The 21,521-nt window shown below is 37.9% G+C and carries 14 protein-coding genes; 13 read left to right on the forward strand and 1 reads right to left on the reverse strand.

Annotation, left to right across the window (positions count from 1 at the left end; translation table 11 throughout):
• Nucleotides 1–337 precede the first annotated feature (337 nt).
• The 6 genes from ACOI22_RS02725 (at nucleotide 338) to ACOI22_RS02750 (ending at nucleotide 8,953) form a co-directional block, all read left to right on the forward strand.
• The gene (locus tag ACOI22_RS02725; protein WP_420669954.1) at nucleotides 338–1,624 is read left to right on the forward strand and encodes a hypothetical protein; all 1,287 of its coding nucleotides are present in this window, start codon (nucleotides 338–340) and stop codon (nucleotides 1,622–1,624) included.
• A gap of 149 nt (nucleotides 1,625–1,773) precedes the next feature.
• The gene (locus tag ACOI22_RS02730) at nucleotides 1,774–2,340 is read left to right on the forward strand and encodes a hypothetical protein (RefSeq protein WP_420669956.1); all 567 of its coding nucleotides are present in this window, start codon (nucleotides 1,774–1,776) and stop codon (nucleotides 2,338–2,340) included.
• Nucleotides 2,341–2,758: 418 nt separating this feature from the next.
• Complete coding sequence (locus ACOI22_RS02735) at nucleotides 2,759–4,198, forward strand: hypothetical protein (protein WP_420669958.1); 1,440 nt, start codon at nucleotides 2,759–2,761, stop codon at nucleotides 4,196–4,198.
• Between the two features lie 461 nt (nucleotides 4,199–4,659).
• Nucleotides 4,660–6,609: a hypothetical protein gene (locus ACOI22_RS02740; RefSeq protein ID WP_420669960.1), complete on the forward strand. Its 1,950-nt coding sequence runs from the start codon at nucleotides 4,660–4,662 to the stop codon at nucleotides 6,607–6,609.
• Between the two features lie 5 nt (nucleotides 6,610–6,614).
• The gene (locus ACOI22_RS02745) at nucleotides 6,615–7,562 is read left to right on the forward strand and encodes an ATP-binding protein (protein WP_420669962.1); all 948 of its coding nucleotides are present in this window, start codon (nucleotides 6,615–6,617) and stop codon (nucleotides 7,560–7,562) included.
• Nucleotides 7,563–8,101: 539 nt separating this feature from the next.
• A complete protein-coding gene (locus tag ACOI22_RS02750; protein ID WP_420669964.1) occupies nucleotides 8,102–8,953 on the forward strand; it encodes a hypothetical protein in 852 nt (283 codons plus the stop codon).
• A 30-nt stretch (nucleotides 8,954–8,983) separates the two neighbouring features.
• Here ACOI22_RS02750 and ACOI22_RS02755 read toward each other — a convergent pair whose 3' ends face one another.
• Nucleotides 8,984–9,190, reverse strand: coding sequence for a helix-turn-helix domain-containing protein (locus ACOI22_RS02755; protein WP_420669966.1), 207 nt, complete (start codon nucleotides 9,188–9,190; stop codon nucleotides 8,984–8,986).
• A 128-nt stretch (nucleotides 9,191–9,318) separates the two neighbouring features.
• Between ACOI22_RS02755 and ACOI22_RS02760 the strand changes: the two genes are divergently transcribed.
• The 7 genes from ACOI22_RS02760 to ACOI22_RS02790 all read left to right on the forward strand — a co-directional run bounded on the left by ACOI22_RS02760 (nucleotide 9,319) and on the right by ACOI22_RS02790 (nucleotide 21,483).
• Nucleotides 9,319–9,834 (forward strand): hypothetical protein, encoded by a 516-nt coding sequence (locus ACOI22_RS02760; protein ID WP_420669968.1) that lies wholly within the window; start codon nucleotides 9,319–9,321, stop codon nucleotides 9,832–9,834.
• The gene (locus ACOI22_RS02765; protein ID WP_420669970.1) at nucleotides 9,831–11,234 is read left to right on the forward strand and encodes a DEAD/DEAH box helicase; all 1,404 of its coding nucleotides are present in this window, start codon (nucleotides 9,831–9,833) and stop codon (nucleotides 11,232–11,234) included. The genes ACOI22_RS02760 and ACOI22_RS02765 overlap by 4 nt, the downstream gene beginning before the upstream one ends.
• A gap of 59 nt (nucleotides 11,235–11,293) precedes the next feature.
• A complete protein-coding gene (locus ACOI22_RS02770) occupies nucleotides 11,294–11,482 on the forward strand; it encodes a hypothetical protein (RefSeq protein WP_420669972.1) in 189 nt (62 codons plus the stop codon).
• Nucleotides 11,483–12,034: 552 nt separating this feature from the next.
• Nucleotides 12,035–14,410 (forward strand): EcoAI/FtnUII family type I restriction enzme subunit R, encoded by a 2,376-nt coding sequence (gene hsdR, locus ACOI22_RS02775; RefSeq protein WP_420672300.1) that lies wholly within the window; start codon nucleotides 12,035–12,037, stop codon nucleotides 14,408–14,410.
• 65 nt (nucleotides 14,411–14,475) lie between these two features.
• Nucleotides 14,476–15,942: an N-6 DNA methylase gene (locus ACOI22_RS02780; RefSeq protein ID WP_420669974.1), complete on the forward strand. Its 1,467-nt coding sequence runs from the start codon at nucleotides 14,476–14,478 to the stop codon at nucleotides 15,940–15,942.
• A complete protein-coding gene (locus tag ACOI22_RS02785) occupies nucleotides 15,942–17,744 on the forward strand; it encodes a restriction endonuclease subunit S (RefSeq protein ID WP_420669976.1) in 1,803 nt (600 codons plus the stop codon). Before ACOI22_RS02780 ends, ACOI22_RS02785 begins: the two co-directional genes overlap by 1 nt.
• 43 nt (nucleotides 17,745–17,787) lie before the next feature.
• The gene (locus ACOI22_RS02790; RefSeq protein ID WP_420669978.1) at nucleotides 17,788–21,483 is read left to right on the forward strand and encodes a reverse transcriptase domain-containing protein; all 3,696 of its coding nucleotides are present in this window, start codon (nucleotides 17,788–17,790) and stop codon (nucleotides 21,481–21,483) included.
• Nucleotides 21,484–21,521 lie beyond the last annotated feature (38 nt).

Here is a 21,521-nt window from a genome sequence, read left to right on the forward strand (position 1 = left end):
GAACAGTACGCAAACGATTTCAAAATCCAATGCGACTTCAACTTTGGTGCATATACACCAAGTCGACATACAATACTAAGAAATAAAGTGCTTCATGGTAGGGGTTTTGACATGCCAGACAACAATTTTCTGTACCGATGGCCTATCTACGCATGAATTTGAAGATTCACATACCATCCAAAGTGTCCCCAACCAAACATTTTAACAAACCAACCTAATTAAAAAGTACAGCTGTTACTAGGGGTAGTAAATAGCTTTAATTCTCCTTATACTCTTAACGGCATTGAACTGATTTGGTCTTGGTCTCATATTATTGCTGAAAAGGAGTAGTTGAATCGTGGTTAGCTTAGTAAAAGGGGTTTTATTTACCTTACTATCCTCATTGATACTTTTGCTAATTTACCATGTGGTCACCGTAAGTTACGCTCTGTTTCCTCATGCAAACTTAGAAAGTTTCTATTTAACTCCTCCCTTAACACGCCCATTTAAAAAGCTCGAAAACGACCCTAAAAAGTTAAATCTCGTTTATAAGGAGAAAAAATATGGATTTTTGAGTAACAAGAAATCCAAGACTCGTAGCGAATTACCTTATGATACCTATGAAAATGAATTCATCAAAAGTTTAGGATCTGTGTTTCTTGATAGTAATTACTACTTTAAATTTGAGGAATTAGTAGATGAGGAGAAAAAATTTTTCGGTGGTTCAGTCACACGAAACCCGAATAGAGAGAACTATCGTGAGATCTATAAGGAACTTAAAGCAAAGTATCACGATTCGAGAAAGGCCTTAATGGAAACGAGATTAATGATTAAGGACGATGCAAAGTTAGTAAGTATGGAGTTAAGTTATCTTTGGAATGAGATAACAAATAAAATACCTTACACTCGAAAAGTGAATGAATATACGCCTGTTCGGTCCTATGACTCTTTGATACAGAACCTTATAGCATATTATTCGCCTACCATTGATCATGTGCTAGGTGAAACCGCCTTTGAATATAGTAATAATTCGTTACGTCTTGAACATGAGAACATAGCCCCAAGGGTTAAAAAATATACTCTTAAAATCAATATGGAGGACTTGAAATGGCAAAAGATAAAAAAACGTTTTATCTCCGCCTGCGGCGAAGATTTTAGGTGCCAGCCCCAATCATTACCCCTAGTAGTTGTTTTTACCGCCACTAATTCGAAATGGTCTAAAGTTTTTGTGAATGGCCAAGAAGTTAAACAATTTCCTAATGGAATGCATACAAGCGATAAGATGGTTTTTATGTTACCTGAGCAAAAGATCGATGTACTCTCGTTTGTAGTAGAAGCAGAATCACCAAACACAGATTTATATCGCAATAGTTTTACACATATTGGATTATCGTTTGGAGTTGAGTTTCCAGAGTTAGGCGTTGTACTCCCTAAAACTGGCGCTCAATGGATCGATGTAATTGAAATAGAGTGGTCGTTTTTCGAGATGGTTGAAAAGGCTATAAGACCTACAGCTGAAAATTTTGTAGCTTTATCAATTATATTTTCTGCTCTCCTATTGTGGAGCTATATTGGTTATCTCCTTTTCTCTAAAAGAACGTTTAAGCTAAAAAGACTTTTAATTAGTCGCTTGAAACCCAAATAATTATATCGGAAGGGTTTCCAATTCTAAGATTTGGAATTTTTTATTAATCAACTGAAGATAAAGCTGTGTTGCTGAGAATGAATAAGCATAAACATATGTATAGGGTCTTTACCCTAGCACTTAGATTACTAAAAGGTACAGAGTTGAAAATGATGAGAACATTAACAAAGAATCTACTGGCAAGTGCCGTTGTTGTTAGTTTGGCGCTAACTGGTGTTGTTATAGCCGAAGAAGGTGTGAAACACCGTACCATCGATATTAATGTAGTGAAAGATCAAGATGTGAAGGTAAAAGTGGCTTCTGAAATGGGCACTGAATCTTTGTTTTTTACCCCCGCAGAGCTTAAAGACGCTGAGTTATTAGAGTCGAGATTAGCTAACTTAGATCCTGATACTAAAGAGACCATATCAAAGGCCTTAAAAGGTATTAACATGTCCGGTGAAGGTGGCGCACAACACACAATCGAAAAAGTATTTGTGATGAATAAAGGCGATGGTGAGCGGTTAGAGTTTTATGCAGAAGACGAAGATAATGTAAAAATTGAGTTTAGTGGCGACGGTAATCCCAAAATGATCCGTAAACATATTGTAGATGGTGACGGTGAATATCGAGTACTGAAAGGTCATTCAGATGCGATAACTAAATTAATTGAAAACGGCGAATTTAGCCGTGATGAATTAGATAAGATCCAAGCTGCTTTGGATGCAAAACGTTAAGTTAGATTTAAGCTAGCTTAGTAGCTTGCTTCTATTCGCATCCAATCAGCTAATTGGATGCGACCTGCGCTGACAGATAACTATGAGCGATCAACTATCTTTCAATCTTTGCGAAATCAAGGTGATTTTAATTAGATTTAATGCCCCTTGTTTTTCGGCAGGAAGTGCCGTAAACCCGCCCAAAGATGTTGTCAACCTTCACAAGCAAAAACCACCGACTATTTAAACGAATGGAGCTGACATCTTTCCAAACACATTATCGAAATCAATCAACACTTGTTATGACTGTTATACGAACAGTTAAATAAAGACACACTTTACCAGTGAACTACGATAGTAATTTCGAATAAGGGTAGGCTCATATGATTGAACTTTTTTCTAACGTCATGTATTCTTTTAGTTGGTAGAGGGAGATACCATGACCATCATAAGACTCACAATTATCATTACTCTGATAGCTTTCACCAAAGGTTGTCTGCTAACATCACCTATTCCTGATGCTAGGCACGTTAAAGGTCAATCTATAGTGCCTGGTAGCATATTGACGTCTAATGACATGGCCTCTTTGTACAATAATTTGTCGTCAAATTTTTCTAGTAAATGGCCGTCAGTCACTATAAGCACACACAACGGTATAGAAAGGACATTAAAGTCGGGAAAGAACGACCAAACAGCCTTTACCAGCGATACTTTTAAAGATGATGGGGCTCTAGTGGATAGAGTTAACGAATCTTGTTCCGGTCAGGTCATTAGAAACTCTGAACCGCTAGCTCGGAATAAAAACCATCGATTTTCAACGGACGAGTTGAACCAATTAAATACTCAGACGCATAATCTGTTTACAAAATACTTTTTGAATTTTGATGCGTTCGCCCGTGAATATCAGTCGATATTTCGCCAAAACTTTAGACATCAATCTGCAACAGTTCTCTCTCGGATGACGGTTTATGTGTGCATTTCAGAAGAATATTCGGCTATCGTTCTTTTACAAAAACCGATGCGCTCACATTATAATGAAAGAGGCGATGACGTTATTGGTTTTGAGCATTCAGTATACTTTATTCCTGATCACATATTGAGAAACCCAGGAAATGGATTTTATACAGGTAACTTTCAAGAACGTGCTCTTTGGCAAGCAGAATTGTCTCTAAAACAAAATAAAGATTCTCTCGAAGGTTTAAGGGTATTAGTTGGTCATTTTACAGACCAAGGCTTTAATGACTTAGCTGTAAAAGCTAAAAACAGAATAGACGCAATTCAGCGAGAATCGATACAGCGTGAATTTGAAACATTACGCAGTGATACTGAGTTCGATACTTTTATCAACAAATATAAAAATACAGAATTTACTAAGTTTGCTGATACCGCATTAAAAGAAAAACCCAAGAGACTAGCTAATATTCAGCTAAGTACTTTCAAGTCACTTTCGAGTGCTTCTGATTTCAAAAGATTCATTTCAGATTATGCACAATCAGATTATGCAGGGCTGTTAGAGGAAGCAAAAGCTCGTCTATTGAAGATTAACCAAAGCACTCAGCAGAAGAGTTATGTTCAAGCAAAAACCCTAAAACAATTAAATGAATTTATTCTTAAATACAGTTCCCGTGATTACTTATCTTTGATTGAATCTGCAAAATCTAAAAGCAATTCACTGGTTAACATCATAGGTGAATTTCGCGAAAACCTTCAAATAGGAGACGAGTCACACTGCGGGCTGGTTGTAGAGATAAAAAAGAGTATTGCGCAAGTTGAATCTCCCGTTGGATTAAAGTATTTACAAATCTCTCAGTTATACCCTGCCGGGCTAACTAGATGCACATTTATTAATTCTGTTTATCAAAATCCGAATTTTGAATAAATACTACTATCAAGTAAGGGAAGCAAGACTATTACGATTTAACTAACAAATTACTAAGGTAGTGGTACGTGAACTTTATAAAAAGTACTAACGCTTTACGAATGGACCGGTGATTTAAAGCAGGTCAATTTAAATTAATTTTTCGTCCGCTAAGGGCCTGAAACCCGTCGAATGATGACTCAATGCTTATGTCCGGTTTGTCTCATCTCCTGTTATAAGAGAAACAAGCAAAAACGTCAATAAATCCTATGATTCACAGACTTCTCGAACGTCGGGTAATCGCTTTGAAGAAACTACCCAGAAGGTCATGTTTCTGAATCTAATACAACACATTTAGCAAACCAATAATTATCTCCAGTTACACTATCTATTAAGTAAAAATACCCGTAGCAAGCAATAAAGCGTTTAAAATCCAACCTATTCATGTACAATAAACAAACAGGTTGACTACTGGCAATGTTATGGCAAGAGCTAGAAAAGTTACATCAGGTGTAGGAAATGAGGCTTTAAACACGGATCTTTGGCGATTACCTAACGTTGACGAGTTATCTCCTGAACATCGAAAAATATTTTATAATAGATATAATGCTGTAAAAGACTACATTTCTGGAAGTACCTTAAAACACGTTTCAGAACGCTTCCAAATTGATGAAAAATCGCTTGTAAGACTTGTAAAGCGATGTCTATCCTTTGACGAATCTGGCGAACTCTATGGGTTTCATGGCTGCATCCCCAACAAACGACTGAAAAACTACCAACGGCAAAAAGGCGCGAATTTACCAGTATTATCAAACTCGGGGTTTTCTGGTGCATTTACCCAATTACTTCGACGGTATCCCGAGTTAGAAGAGCAAATCAGATTTTTATTATTTAAAAAACACAAAAAGAATCATATTCACCAAAGTAGGGTTTCTTTAGAGGACTTACATACTAAATTTATCGAACAATGTAGAAAGCTGAAATTAGAGCAAAGTCATAGTTATCCATTTAATACCAAGTCACTCGCAAAAATATCGTTAAATAGCTTTGTAAAACGTATCCTGAAAGAAGAACCTAAAGCTGCTGGAAATTATTTTGGTTCAAATTACAAAGCTAAAATGGCTGTTGGTACAGGTTCCAACAGACCTGTGTTTGATGTCTTAGACAGAGTTGAACTAGACGCGCACAAAATTAATGCTATTTTTTGTATCTTGGTACCGTCTCCCTTTGGAAATATCGTACCACTTGTAGTTGAACGAGTTTGGCTAATTTCCACTTACGACGTCGCTACGAAAGTGGTGCTCGGGCATCACGTTTCATTAAGAAAAGAGATTAATAAAGATGATGTTTTACGCTGCGTTGCCAATTCAGTAAAAGCCTGGTCTGCATGCGATGCTGAATATTTAGAATATGGCATCAACAGCGGCTTTCCTTCAATTTTGGGGGATAAATACACTGGTATTAAATGGAATGAACTAAGTGTAGATGGCGCAATGGCTAATTTATCTTCAAAAGTCTTTGAAAAGCTCGAAATGTTGATGGGCATAAAGCCAAAGGTGCTCCCTAGGAAAAATAAAGATGATAGGCCATTCGTTGAGCGCTTCTTTGGTACGTTGGAACAAAGGGGCTTTAATAAGTTACCAAATACAACGGGGTCTTCATTTTCGGATTCTTTGAGGGATGTACCTGAAATAAAAGCATGCAAATACTACATTCAGCTTGAAGAGCTTTATGGTTTGATGGACTGCCTAATTGCCAATTATAATGGAACGCCACATTCTAGTATTGGAAAAAGAACACCCTTAGAATATTTCAAATACCGAGTGGAGTGTAATGAAAAACAGATATCATATGTAAATCAATCTGTTGCTGACAATTTGTTACTAGAAACACAAACTGCAACGGTCAAAGGTAGCCAAAAAAATGGGATCCGGCCTTATGTCAATTTTCAATATTCAAAGTACACATCACCCTTATTTGCTTCTAATTATTCACTTTGCGGTAAAAAGATAATAATTCAATTTAACGCTGATGACTTAAGAACAGTAAAAGTGTTTCTTCCTGATGGTTCTGAGATTGGGAACTTAACACCATCCCCACCTTGGCATCTATATCCGCATTCAATCTACGTAAAACGTGCTATTTTCTCCCTTATCAATAAGAAGAGTATTGTCTTATCGCCAACAGTCAATCCGGTTGAAACATTTTTAAAGTATCATGAAGATCAGCTAAAAAATAAAAAGCAAATTACGAGTTCATATATCGAAGCTCGACGGGATTTAACTAATGCGTTTGACGAAGTAAAGAGCGGTACTAACGACCTTCACAGAACACAAGAGCGATTGAGAAAGTTAGAGCTTAACGACGGAGAAAAAAGCAAAAACACTTCCGTGAAAAACGATTTACCACCAAAGAAAAGAGCAAAATGCTAAAGTCAATGAACACCTCTCTTCACCCTATAAATCGCGATGATTACGCGATATATACGCCGTCAATTGCAAGATTTACGAAACAAATTACGGTATGGCTGGATAATATGGTCCCTGGGGCTTTTATTTATGGGAAACCGAGACTAGGAAAAACTAGGTCTATAAGGTACTGGCTGGAGGATTTACTAGATGAACATTATGAAGGTGAAGCGTGTTTGTATAAAATGAACTATAAACTCTTTCAAAACAGTACCGAAAATAATTTTCTTGAAGAGCTCATTCTAGCAGTGATGGGCAAATCAACTGTAGTTTCTAAATCGCGTTCTAAATCGGTTAAATATGAATTTGTCGCAAATCATATAATAACTCAAGTGATGAATAAAAAATCTAACCGCGTTTTATTCATTATTGATGAAGCACAGAATATTCCGGAAATTGGTTATAGGTGGCTTTGTAACTTTCAAAATTTATTGGATGAACATGGTCTTCGATTAACATTCGTTTTAGTGGGCTCCTATGAAATGGCACATCAATATAGCACTTTCACTCAGACAGGAAATACGCAGATTGTTGGGCGATTTATGCTTCACAGTTCGAAATTTCATGGTGTACTTTCGCTTGAAGAATTAACGTACATTTTTGAGGGATATGATGAGGAAAGCGAATGGCCAAAAGGTTCTAAAACTTCATTTACCAAATTTTACTTCTCGAACGCTTTTGACAATGGATTTAGATTAAGCACATATAGTGAGCTCTTTTGGAACGTATATATAGAACAGTTTAACGGTAAAGATTCTGATCTAGAGATTCCGATGGAACACGTAGGAAAAGCAGTTAACTATATTTTTCGAAATTATGGGAATGATGAACTCTCTAGCTTCTCATTAGATAAAAACATCATCGAAGAGGCTATCAACCACACGCAATATGCCAATTATATGAACTCCGTTTTTTAAGCATGCGTTTACGGAGCTCAAACAATCTAAAATACGTCGCAAAAAGAGCTGTTTGGGCGCCTAACTTAATATGCGCAGAAGAATCATTGTGGTCGATTTTTAATAGATTTAATTACATAAATAGATTAACAAAAAATGAATTTAAATCTTATTTAGGCTTAGAGGAATCGAAACCATATAGTATAAATTTGATAACTGGAAAGTGTATCCAGTCACATGGGTTGCCAACGACAAATGAAAATCAAATTTTTTACAAATTTGTTAAAGATGAACTATCGTTAACAAACTTTTCGTCGGCAACTCTACATGACACTAAAAACATGTTACTTAAACCGAACACAGATCATCTAAGGTTTTGTCCTTTGTGTATTAAAGAGAGTTTTCATAGTGTACTTTTTCAATATCCTCATGTTATTACGTGTCCAATTCATGAAATTGAAATAAAAAATAGATGTCCCAATTGTGGATATTCAATTGATGTTAGGTTTAATAAAACGCCCTTTGCATTGAGCTATAGTTGTCCAAAATGCAAAAAGTTATTGGCAGACAAACATTCTATGCTGTACCCCCAAAAAACACTTCTTTCGTCGCCAAACTCTTTAAGTAGAATGTGGAAAATGAGGAAAGTCATTGAATACATTGATACAACACCAATGGCGTTCATGGTTCATGAAAATCAATTAAGAACAAGCCTCCAATTAAGCATCAAGCGCAATATGATGGACGCACTTGCGAGTGACTTTGAGAGAGCGGCCAACAGTAAATTGAGATTTACCAACTGCATACAAGATATAAATACTAGAATTTTAGCATTAAAAAATCGTGTTAAAACCAAATCATTTATAGAAAGTTTTGTAAGGGCATGGGAAATAGTCACGAGAAATAGCCAAGAACGTTTGCAGAATGACTATAACCTTCATCTGAGCAATAAAGTTATTTGCGACGCCAAAAATATGTTCATTACCTGCCTTAGTCCTCACCAAAGTTACTGCAAAGACCGAAACTACAGCGAAGCAATTAACTTATACGGCTTGCAAGATAATTTTTATAATACAGACTATATAAACTTTGGGTACAGGTTAATTGTAAACAAGTGCTCTTCTGAAGAAGCTAAAATACTAACAGATGAATTTAAGGATATTTTATTGGCTATTGGTTTCGAATTCTTAGTAATTGCATATTTGGCTGATAAACAAAACTTAAAGCTTCCTTGGATACAATTTTATCGAATAACCTGTTGGTTTGTTCCTATAAACTTTTATCGCTATCAAAATGGCCGCATGCTAAAGACTAGTTATACAGATAAACACGACTTAGAGTCATTTAAAAAATTTATCGCTAAAGATATTCACAAATATGAGAAACATCCAATGTCACGGTTTAGAGACTAGAAACATTAAAAATGTAATTTAAACTTATGTTTATGGAAGCAGCGTTCTTACATCACATTTAATGGTGTTAGCAAGCTGATATAAAGTTTCCAAAGTTATGTTTACTTCCCCACGTTCAATACGTCCTACATAACTTCTATCCAATTTAGCATTTAATGCAAGCGCTTCTTGCGAATATCCATTTTCCTTTCTTTTCTGCCGTATTTTCCTACCGACTATCTTTGATAACTTACTCATTTTTCTATACCGCCCAAAGACTTTTAATATCTCTAGTTGCGGCTTAAGTATCCACGGACTATAATCCGCATTATTATTTTCCTTTTAAGTTTCCTTAATTTATTTAGCCACTGTATGAGAAGTATAAAATGCCAAAACACAAATACGCCCCTAATCCAGCATTACTATCAATTCTTAAAAGTAAAGGTACTACCGAATATTGTGTAACTGAGATAAGAGACATATTGCTTAAAAGTACATCTGAAAAGCGTGATAAGAACGATATTAGACGATGGGTGAATGGGCAGTTCAAAACATTAGTCAAACATGGCTACATTTCGCTTACTTCACAAAAGGGTATAAGGACATCCTATAACAATACTAATAAAATTTTATTGGACGCAATACACGACACAGAACAGATATCAACAAAAATGGAGGCTGTAGATCATAAAATGGATGGTCTTAAATCACGACTTAAATCATACCAAACGGAATTGTTAGTAAGTTCAGGTGAAACAAAAGAATATGAAGAACTCTGTGTCCTTTACCCAGAATGGCGTCATTTAATACAAAACAAGTTTAATTCGTCGAAAGAGAAAAACATTGAGCTAATAGGCAGAGTTAAAGCAATAGAAGCGCTCCTATCAGAGGACATCAAATGAGATTGAGAAATTGGCAATTGCTTTGTTCGGACAAAGCAATCGCTAGCTATTTATCTAATGATAAACACTTTCTATGTGTAGCTACGCCGGGAGCTGGTAAGACAAGGATGACGGCTGATGTTGTTGATAAACTACTAAATCTAGACCTAATTGACTTTGTTTTTTGTTTTACACCTTCTGTGGTCACAGCCCAAAGCATGCGCAAATCTATCGAGCAGGTTATAAATGCACCAATGAATGGCCATATCGGGTCTAAAGGTCTTTGTGTAACTTATCAATCGCTAAATTTTAAGGATACGTCTTTTTGGAATGTATTTAAGCAATATCGCGTATTCGCTATTTTTGATGAAATACACCATTGTGGTGGTAATTCAATAGAAGATTCAAATGTTTGGGCGCAGCATATATTAAGAAATATTGAGGCTCACGCCAGTTATACAATGGCACTCTCTGGCACGCCTTGGCGGTCAGATAAACGCGCAGTTACTCTTTCAAGGTATAATGAGAGTAATGGTAGCATTATTTGTGATTATGAATATGGCCTAACACAAGCAATTAATGAATCAGTTTGTCGAGTGCCTTCAGTAACCGTAATTGATAATAATTTAATCAGCATCACTGACAGGAAAAACGTTAAACATCATTATACCAGTATCGAGGATGCACTAGAATCTTCAAGTATAAGCTATCAAACGATTGTCGAGGCGGAACCAATTATTAAATTTTGTTTGCAACAATCAATTTTAAAGCTGGATTATGTTAGAAAAGAAAACAGTAGGGCAGCTGGATTAGTTGTGGCATCCACTGTAGATCATGCATTTAAAATTGCGACGATTTTGCAACACAACTTTGAGCGTACTGTTATAGTTGTTTCCCATCATGATATTAATAGTCTTGATATCATAAATTCATTTCAAGATACTGATATTGAATGGTTGGTAGCTGTTGCCATGGTAAGTGAAGGCACAAATATTCCAAGATTACAGGTATGCTGTCATCTTACAAGAATAAAAACAGAGCTTCATTTTCGGCAAATTTTAGGGCGAATTGTAAGACTTAACGCAAAAGAGAAAAACCGCACAGCACATTTATTTGCGCCTGCACAGCCTCAGTTAATTGAGTATTCAAAAAGGTTATCTGATGACATACCAGCAGCAAGTTCGACTATTGTAGTATCTAGTCAGACGCCTATTACTGTGCTAGAAAATGAAGAGGAAAGGCATCCCCCAGATAGCGACCATAACAGCAGCGACAAAAAACAGATTACTAGTGAAAATTTGAGATTTAACGAAGGTAAAGATAATCTATCAATGCCAACACTTGACGATGTTTTTTTCAAAAAACTACGATTTAATGGACAATTTAGTCACTCTGTTGTGTATGAATTTCCGCAAGCTTAATCGCCGACTGAAATGATAGTCAAGTCAAAAGTGTGTATTATCGAGAAAGAGGAAACATCGTGAGTGAAGTAGAAAGAATGACAATAATTGCGAGTATTGAATTAAGTGAGACAGGATTTACTGTTCTTAAATGTGGAGAGAAATACCAGGTGACGCAATCAAGTCGCGCCGCAGCAATAATGATGAACGCTATCGCTGATATTGACGAGCTGCTTGAGACGTTAACAAAACCTAGCGATAGCCAATAATAACTGACAAAAAGAAAACTAAGTTTAACTTATGAAACTCTGGAGAATGCTAAAACTGCAATCGAGCTTTAAGAAACATCTTATTCATGAATAGCTCGTGTATAAGATAGTCGGCGTGAAAGCCAATATTTTCATCCTCAAACTCACCAGCAAATGTGCAGCTGAAAAATATAGCTGTTAATTCTAACGACACATGGATAAGGAACATCAATTGATAGGTAGCATGAGTCCTAGACTGCCGCTTGTGCTTCTTTATTTTGACTAAAACATTTTTAATTTCGTACAAAAATTTGTAAGCAAATACAACGGCGTCATTATACTGTTATCTGATGCGTTTAAGGCGCTTTACAATAGATAAGGCGCTTTACAATAGAGTAGCCAAAAGTCTAAATAATAGCTATTATCACTGAATCGATACTAAAATAATCTCATTATATTCATAACAGTGGGGTGCATATGTGAATTGGAATGCTGCAATGAAAAAGGAACTTCATCTTGTCGCCAATCAATAAAAAAGCGCTGAGCGAAACTGACATAATCACCAAGTTTATTATGCCTGCTATAAAGCATGCTGGCTGGGATGACATGTACCAAATTCGTCAAGAGGTTAAACTTCGCGACGGTAAAGTAGTGGTTCGCGGTATGGCGGCGGCGCGTAAAAAGGTTAAGTCTGCCGACATTGTGCTTTATCACAAAGTATCAATGCCGCTTGCGGTAGTAGAAGCGAAAGCCAATAAACATGAAGTGGGGAAGGGTATTCAGCAGGGCTTAGATTATGCTCGGTTGTTAGATGTTCCATTTATTTTTGCTTCCAACGGCGATGGCTTCATTTTTCATGATAAAACTAATCTGCATGAAATTGAGCGTGAAATAACTCTTGATGAATTTCCTAGTCCTCAAGAGTTGTGGGCAAAATATTGCGCATTCAAAGGTTACACCCTACAACAACTGCCTATCATCACCCAAGATTATCATGACGATGGAACTGGTAAATCACCTCGCTACTACCAACTACAAGCAATCAATAAAACCGTAGAAGCGGTATCAAAAGGTCAAAACCGAGTGCTGTTAGTAATGGCAACCGGCACAGGTAAAACCTATACCGCCTTTCAAATTATCTGGCGACTTTGGAAGTCCAGAGCTAAGAAACGCATATTGTTTTTGGCAGACAGAAACATATTGGTCGATCAAACCAAGTCAGGTGACTTTCAGCCTTTCGGCCAAGCGATGACAAAAATCACTGGGCGCAAAGTTGACCCGGCATACGAAATTCATCTTGCGCTTTACCAGGCATTAACTGGACCAGAAGAATCTCAAAAAGCCTACAAACAAGTCGACCGCGACTTTTTCGACTTAATCATAATTGACGAGTGCCATAGAGGAAGTGCGGCTGAAGACAGCGCTTGGCGTGAAATATTAGAATACTTTGATGCAGCCACTCAAATAGGCTTAACCGCTACACCAAAAGAAACCGATGAAGTATCTAACAGCGATTACTTTGGCGACCCAGCTTACATGTATTCTCTTAAAGAAGGCATTGAAGACGGCTTCTTAGCGCCTTACAAAGTAGTACGTGTTGATATTGACTTGGATTTGCAGGGCTGGCGGCCCACTAAAGGACAAACAGACAAAAAAGGTAATGTGATTGAGGATAGGATCTACAACCAAAAAGACTTCGATCGCACTATGGTAATTGATGAGCGCACTCAACTTGTCGCTGAAACCATTACTAATTACCTAAAACGCACTAACGTAATGGATAAAACCATCGTATTTTGTAACGACATAGACCATGCCGACCGTATGCGTCGTGCCCTTGTTAATCTGAATCCAGAGCAAGTTGCTAAAAACGAAAAGTACGTAATGAAAATTACAGGTGATGATGACGAAGGAAAGGGGCAGTTAGGTAACTTCATTAATCCTAAAAAAGCCTACCCAGTTATTGCAACCACCTCTGAATTAATGACCACAGGCGTGGATGCCAAAACCTGTAAATTGGTTGTGCTCGACCAAGCTATTCAGTCAATGACTAAATTTAAACAAATCATAGGCCGAGGAACCCGCATTGACGATAAGTTCAACAAACTATGGTTTACCATATTAGACTTTAAAAAAGCCACAGAGCTATTTGCAGATGAAGGCTTCGACGGTATTCCCGAGAAAGTTATCGTTACTAGAGCTGACGATATTAACGATCATGAATCTGACTTTGATGACATCATTGAAGGGGGAGACAATTTAGCTGAAGAATGGGCAAGCACCGATGCCAACGATTCTGAAGCAGATGACGGTTTCGATTTTCCAGAAGGTGAAATTGGTGGAGATGATTGGCAAGACGAAGAAAAGATAAACAAATATCACGTGAACGGCGTAAAGGTGTTAAAGGTTGCAGAGCGTGTGCAATATTACGATACCGACGGCAAACTGGTAACTGAATCTTTTAAAGACTACACCAAGAAGACCCTAAATAAACAATACACCTCCCTTGATGCCTTTGTTAAAAAATGGAATGAAGCCGAACGCAAGCAGACCATAATTGACGAGCTAGCCGATGAAGGTATTATTTGGGACGCGTTAGAGCAAGAAGTCGGAAAAGACCTCGACCCCTTTGATATGATATGCCATGTAGTGTTTGATCAGCCGCCCATGACTCGTAAAGAACGCGCCAACGAAGTGAAAAAGAACAATTACTTCACTCAATATTCAGAACAAGCGCAGTCGGTATTAAACCAATTACTGACAAAGTACGCTGACGCAGGCGTAAGCGAAGTTGAAAACCTACAAACCATTAAAGTCCACCCATTCACTGAAATTGGCTCTTTTAGCGAGATCCTCAAAAAAGGCTTTGGTGGCCGCAAACAATACGACCAGGCAATAACAGAACTTGAACACGCTATTTATAGTGCGACACAAGATAAAACCGCCTAATACGAAATAAGCCAAAAGGTTTAACTAAAACCCAAGCAGTAACCAAATTAAAGAGAAGTAACGTTATGTCTGTAAGTACAGTTATTAAGTCCATTCAAGATATTATGCGCAAAGATGCCGGTGTAGACGGCGATGCGCAGCGTTTAGGGCAAATGTCTTGGCTGCTATTCCTCAAGATATTCGACGCTCAGGAAGAAGATTTAGAGTTGGAATTAGATAACTATCGCTCGCCAATTCCAGAAGAGTTTTTGTGGCGCAATTGGGCGTCTGACGCTCAAGGTATTACCGGCGATGAATTGCTTGAGTTTGTAAACGATAAGCTGTTTACAGAATTGAAAACCTTTACTGCGCCTATTGATAAAAACCCTCGTGGTTTTGTAGTACGTGAAGCGTTTAGTGACGCCTTTAATTATATGAAAAACGGCACATTACTGCGCCAAGTGATCAACAAATTAAATGAAGTAGATTTTGGCGACTCAAATGAGCGCCATATGTTTGGAGACATATACGAGCAAATACTTCGTGATTTACAAAGTGCAGGCAACGCTGGCGAGTTTTACACACCAAGAGCCGTTACCAAATTCATGGTGAACAGACTAGACCCTAAGTTGGGCGAACAAGTGTTTGATCCGGCTTGTGGCACAGGTGGCTTTTTAGCCTGCTCGGTTGACCATATAAAAGCGAATTATGTAAAAACAGGTAGTGACCACCAAACCCTGCAAAAGCAAATTCACGGCGTTGAAAAGAAGCAACTTCCACATTTACTTTGTACGACCAATATGATGTTGCATGGCATAGAAGTTCCCGTACAAATTAAACACGGTAATACCCTTGGTGACCCATTATCGTCTTGGGATAGCACCTACGACGTGATTATTACTAACCCACCTTTTGGTGGCACCGAAGAAGATGGCATTGAGAAAAACTTCCCGTCTGATATGCAAACGCGTGAAACCGCAGACTTGTTTTTACAACTTATTATCGAAGTATTAAAAGATGGCGGCAGGGCAGCAGTAGTATTGCCTGACGGCACTTTGTTCGGCGAAGGTGTTAAAACTAAGATCAAAAAGCTGCTTACAGAAGAATGTAACCTACACACCATAGTGCGATTACCCAATGGTGTATTTGCACCTTACACCGGCATTAAAACCAACATTCTATTTTTCGCCAAAGGCGAACCGACTAAAAATGTATGGTTTTACGAGCACCCTTACCCAGAAGGCGTAAAAAACTACAATAAAACCAAACCTATGAGGTTTGAAGAATTTGAAACCGAGTGCGAATGGTGGGGTAACGAGGCTGACGATTTTGCTAACAGACAAACAACCGAACAAGCATGGCAAGTTAGCATTGACGATATTATTGCTCGTAACTTTAACCTCGATATTAAAAACCCGCATATAGGCGAACAAGTTAATTATGATCCGCAAGAGCTATTAAGTAAATACGCCGAACAACAAGAAGAAATTCAGCAGCTTCGAGACCAATTAAAAGGCATATTAGGTAATGCATTAAGTTCAGGTGCAAACTAATGACTACACCAAACAGTAATTCCCTTGGAGGCGGGAACCCTCAAAAATTGATTACCGACCACATTGACATTTGGACATCCACCATCAAAACAAAGCCATCATCAGGTCGTGGCAGCTCAAAAAAATTAGACCTACATGGGATTAAAAAGTTACGTGAGTTGATTTTGGAATTGGCAGTTCGGGGCAAGTTAGTGCCGCAAGATATTAATGATGAACCGGCTAGTGAGCTGTTGAAGAAACTTTTTTCCAAAAAAGAAATGCTTATCAAAGAGGGAAGGGTTAAAAAGCAAAAACCATCGCCTTCAAACATAAATAAAGAAAATTTGTTTGAATTACCTTCCAGTTGGCAATGGCAATATATTGGGAATTTAGCAATTCAAATTACTGATGGAGTTCATCACCGCCCTAACTATATTGATAGCGGCGTTCCTTTTATATCCGTAAAAGATATAGACGGCAAAACAGTATCATTTAGTGATTGTAGATTTATATCGAAAGAACAGCATTTAGAAATTAATAAACGTTGTAACCCAGATACTGGCGACATTCTAATATGTCGAATTGGTACTTTAGGTCGGGCAACTATTGTAGATACTGAGAGGCCATTCAGTCTTTTTGTGAGTGTTGGACTAATTAAATTCATACAAGAATACTATACACCAAGATTTACCCATCTTGTTTTAAATAGTCCATTGCTGTTGAAGCAGTATAATGAAATTAAAGCTGGGGGTAGTCATACTAATAAACTAAATCTTGGAGATATTCCGAAGCTTGTAATGCCTGTTGCTCCGCTTAAGGAACAACACCGAATCGTCGCCAAAGTCACAGAACTAATGACACTATGCGACCAACTAGAATCACGAACCGAAGCCAGTATCTATGCGCATAAAATCCTAGTTGAAACCCTACTAGCAACCCTCACCAATGCCAAAGACGCCGACGAACTCAACGACAGTTGGCAACGCATCAGTAAACACTTCGACGTACTTTTCACCACACAAGACAGCATCGACCAACTAAAACAAACCATCCTGCAACTCGCAGTAATGGGCAAACTTGTCAAACAAGACCCCAATGATGAACCTGCGTCTAAGCTACTTGAGCGTATTGCCGCAGAGAAAGAACAGTTAATTAAAGACAAGAAAATTAAGAAACAAAAAGCACTTGCACCAATTACAGAAGAAGAAAAGCCGTTTGCTTTGCCTAGAGGTTGGTGTCTAAGTAGGCTTGATGACATTTGTTTTGGTATTACATCGGGTTCAACGCCACCTAAAGACAAGTTTAATGAAACGACCGGCGTACCTTATCTTAAAGTTTACAACATCAAAGACCAGTCGATAGCATTTGACTATCGTCCTCAGTTCATAGATGTTCAGCACCATAAGGATAAGTTAACTAGGTCAATTTTGTATCCCGGTGATGTTGTGATGAATATCGTTGGTCCCCCTTTAGGCAAGATAGCAATAATTCCAGATGATTATCCCGAGTGGAACTGTAACCAAGCAATAGTTTTTTTTAGGCCTATCGAAGTAAGTCTCAATCGTTATATATATACGTATTTAACCTCTGGTATATTTTTGGATTCAATGGAATTAATAGGTACAGCAGGACAAGACAATATTTCCGTGACAAAAAGCAGAGGCATAATATTTCCCATGCCACCGCTTGCTGAACAACATCGCATTGTCGCAAAGGTCTATGAACTTATGGCAATCTGCGACTCTTTAAGTAAAAGACTAAAAGAAACTCAGTACACCCAACTCCATCTTACAGATGCAATAGCAGATAGAGCTTTATTATAAATAATGTAGCAATACCTTTTGTTATATTTAACATGGAACGTATATGAAACTGATTAATGAAAAGTATCGCTCAATTAAACCGACACTGGACTACTTGGCTGATGAAGTTGTTATTGCACAGGCGTGGAAGAAAACCCATGGCTATATTCGCTCATTCAACTGGTATGCAGACACTTTAGCATTGGATGTATCAGCTTTAACTATTGAAGACAATGCAAAGGTGTGGTCTAAAGCACTTGCTGATAATAAACCTATAAACCCAATTGAATTAGTACCCGCAGCTAAAAGTGAGGAATGGCACATCACTGAAGATGGTTGGCATGTTAAAAAGGGTAGAGTTAATGACGATGGCGTACCGAAGCTCCCATTACGACCACTAGCCCATTTAACTATTCGAGACCAAACGTGGGCTACTGCAACAATGATGTGCCTAGCCGATGCGGTAGAGACAGCACAAGGAGAGTGTGAACTATCATTTGTCGAAGCTCGCACAAAGGAAGTATACAGCTATGGCAATAGACTTTTATGCGATTGGAATAAAGACGGTAAAGCTTGGTTTCGTTGGGGAAATAGTGAAACATATCGTAAGTTTTTTACTGATTACCAGAACTTTCTCAATCGACCTTTAGAGCTTGGTAGGGAAGTAGCCAGCATAAGTGCTGGGAATGAAGATATCTTTGTTGTGAATTTAGATCTTTCAAAGTTCTACAATACAATTGACTTAAATATACTCATTGAGCGTTTACAAGAGATAGCCGTTGATTTTGGGCACGAACTTGAACCAGAGTTTTGGCAACGTGTGAAGAGTATTTTTGGTTGGCAATGGCGAGAGAAAGACAAAGCCCTAGCAAAAAAGTTAGATTTCGATACAACAATGATTCAGTTGGGATTACCCCAAGGATTAGTTTCAGCAGGCTTTTTTGCTAACGCTTATCTTAATAACTTTGACAAAGAAATGGGCAGGGCTATTGGTAAACATTTGGCAAGTAAAAGTGGTGTGATGCTACACGATTATTGTCGATATGTTGACGATTTAAGGCTAGTAGTTTCAACAGATAATTTGTCAATGAGTCAGATTTCTGAAGTAGTGAATGAGTTTATAAAGAAAAAGCTTTTATCCCACGGGGGTGAAGAGTTAAAGATAAATGAACAAAAGACGAAAGTGAATTTGTTGTCTGATTTAGATAATAAAGGCAGTATGTCCAATAGAATTAAACTACTACAAAGCGAAATGAGTGGCCCAACAGACAGGGACTCAATAGACTCAATCACAGGAGTTTTAGAAAATCTATTAACCATTGAAGACGTGCAAATCAACTTTTTAAAAGACAATACGCCAGATGCTAATTTGCTAGCAATTGCCAATTTTGACCATGACATTCGGTCAGACACGCTAAAACGTTTTGCAGCTAACAGACTCGAATCTATAGTGCGTAGTAAACGCAAAATGACGTTTGACGGTGACGATTCAAAACAGCAAATAAGTGAATCCGAAAATGAGTTGCTGACTAAAAAACTCATTTTAGCCTGGATGAAAGACCCTTCTCTAGGTCTGGTACTGAGGAAGGCGCTAGAAGTTTATCCTGATGCAGATCTATTTGAGCCTGTATTTGACGCTATTTACCAAAGAAGTAGTTTCTACGATTCAAGAAAACATAGTGATAAAACTACAGCAGCGATGATGGATTATATACTTGCTGACCTATTTCGAAGCGCTAGTGACTTCAACGGGTACTTTCAGGTAATTCAATATCCTTCTAGATTAGAACCATTTTCAGTTATTGAGCTTTTAGTTCGATATGCGCAGAAAGTGCTTAAGACACTGAACGCAAACGATTTTGTGCTTAGGCAAGCGCTGATGTTACTTGCGGTGGTCAATAAACCCGTTCTTATTGAGCTTAAAACAGATTCAATCCAGTTAGACCTTCATAGGATACTGGCGAATTCACCCCCAAAGTATCAGCCTCAAAGAAGCGCTTTGTTCGAGGTCGCTGCTCAAATCACAGGAAACTTTGACACTTACGCATCTCTTTATATCGAAAATATTCAACATTTGGGCGCAAATAAAGCGGATGGTTTAACCTTGTATGCTAAAAGAGGCGGCCCATTTTGGATTGCATTGTGGAAGCAACTGAAAAAACAAAAGCTTACTGAACTTATCAAGCAACTTAAATGGGCTGAACCGTTCATTACCTCATCACCTAAATCTAAAAAACAAACATTGAATAAGGTGATTACGTCAGACCTAAATGGCTTTAAATATGAGCATGGAGCATTGAAGTTAGCTCTTGGTCTATTAGAATTAGTCAAAACAAATCAATCTGTCGTTGAAAAATCACCGTCTAATATTAGTGTGAGCTTTGCAGGCGGAGCAAATTGGCTGACAATCTGGAACCACTATATCGATAAAATCGTTTGTAGCCTAGCTAAAGTAAACGTAACTAAAGACCCAAGGTTCGAGCTACCTTCTTGGATTGATAGTCAAGGTGATGATGCTAAGGCTACTCTTTATTGGATTGGCAGTATCTTAAGGGCGGCGGTATTAGGGGGAGCAGACTTTACCGGAACCCAGTGGAAAAAGAGTAAAACTGTAACTTACAAAGGCTTGAGAAGCAGTTGGTATAAAAGGCGCATGGGAATGATGCATTCACCTGAGGCACTTGTGGGTGAATTTGCTACAACAAGTGATTGGTTTTCGGATTTATTAATGCGTTGCCTGCAATGGCCTGGATTTGAGTCATCATTTGTCAAAAGTGTTGACATACAACAGATCCTAGACTTGGATAGTTTTCAGTACTGTATTGAATCGCGTCTTGAAAAATTGAATAGTATGATCTGTCAGGCGTCAAAGATGCCATCTATACCAACAGACGTTTACCGTCCTAGTAGCCGAAAAAGTGGTTTTCGAGTTGTAACAGTTCAGCAACTTGTCCCAAAAACTACCGATTTTAGCCCATCAGATATTGAGCTCAATAATCCTCGTATGAGAGCGAAACATAGAGAGCATTTAGCGTCTATTTGCAGTCTTACGCTCAAGACATTGGAAGCAAAGTGTATTGCTGATGAAGAGGACAATAAACCATGGGCTGATCTAATCGTTTTTCCTGAAGTTGCAGTGCATCTAGATGACCAAGATTTGTTAAAAAGGCTGGCCGACAAAACAAGATCTATGGTTTTTGCTGGTTTAGTTTTTACAGACCATGGAGGTAAATTAATCAATATCGCCAGATGGTTTATCCCTAACTACAGAGAAGGACGCAGACAATGGGTTATTCGAGATCAAGGTAAAGAACACATGAATCAGAATGAAGTTCTTTTGGGTATTTCAAGCCATCGTCCTTGCCAGCATATTATCGAAGTACATGGTGATGATGAAGGGCCATTCAGTATTACAGGTTCTATTTGTTATGATGCGACTGACATTAAGCTCGCTGCTGATTTGAGGGATAAAACCGATTTGTTCGTTGTGGTTGCCCATAATAAGGACGTTAGTACATTCGACAACATGGCTTCTGCTCTTCAGTGGCATATGTATCAACATATTGTGGTGTGTAATATTGGAGAGTTTGGCGGGTCAACAATGCAAGCGCCTTATAAGCAGCCTTATGACAAGTTAATATGTCACGTACATGGTGTTGGGCAAATATCGATTAATACTGCTGATTTAGATTTAGCTGCCTTTAAACGTATAAAAAAGAATCACAAAGAGGTCAAAGCTAAGCCTGCTGGGAAACACTGATTAAACATATCTTTTATTAAAAAAGTGTATGTTTAATC

Source organism: Glaciecola sp. 2405UD65-10, from assembly GCF_048820975.1.
GTDB lineage: Bacteria > Pseudomonadota > Gammaproteobacteria > Enterobacterales > Alteromonadaceae > Glaciecola.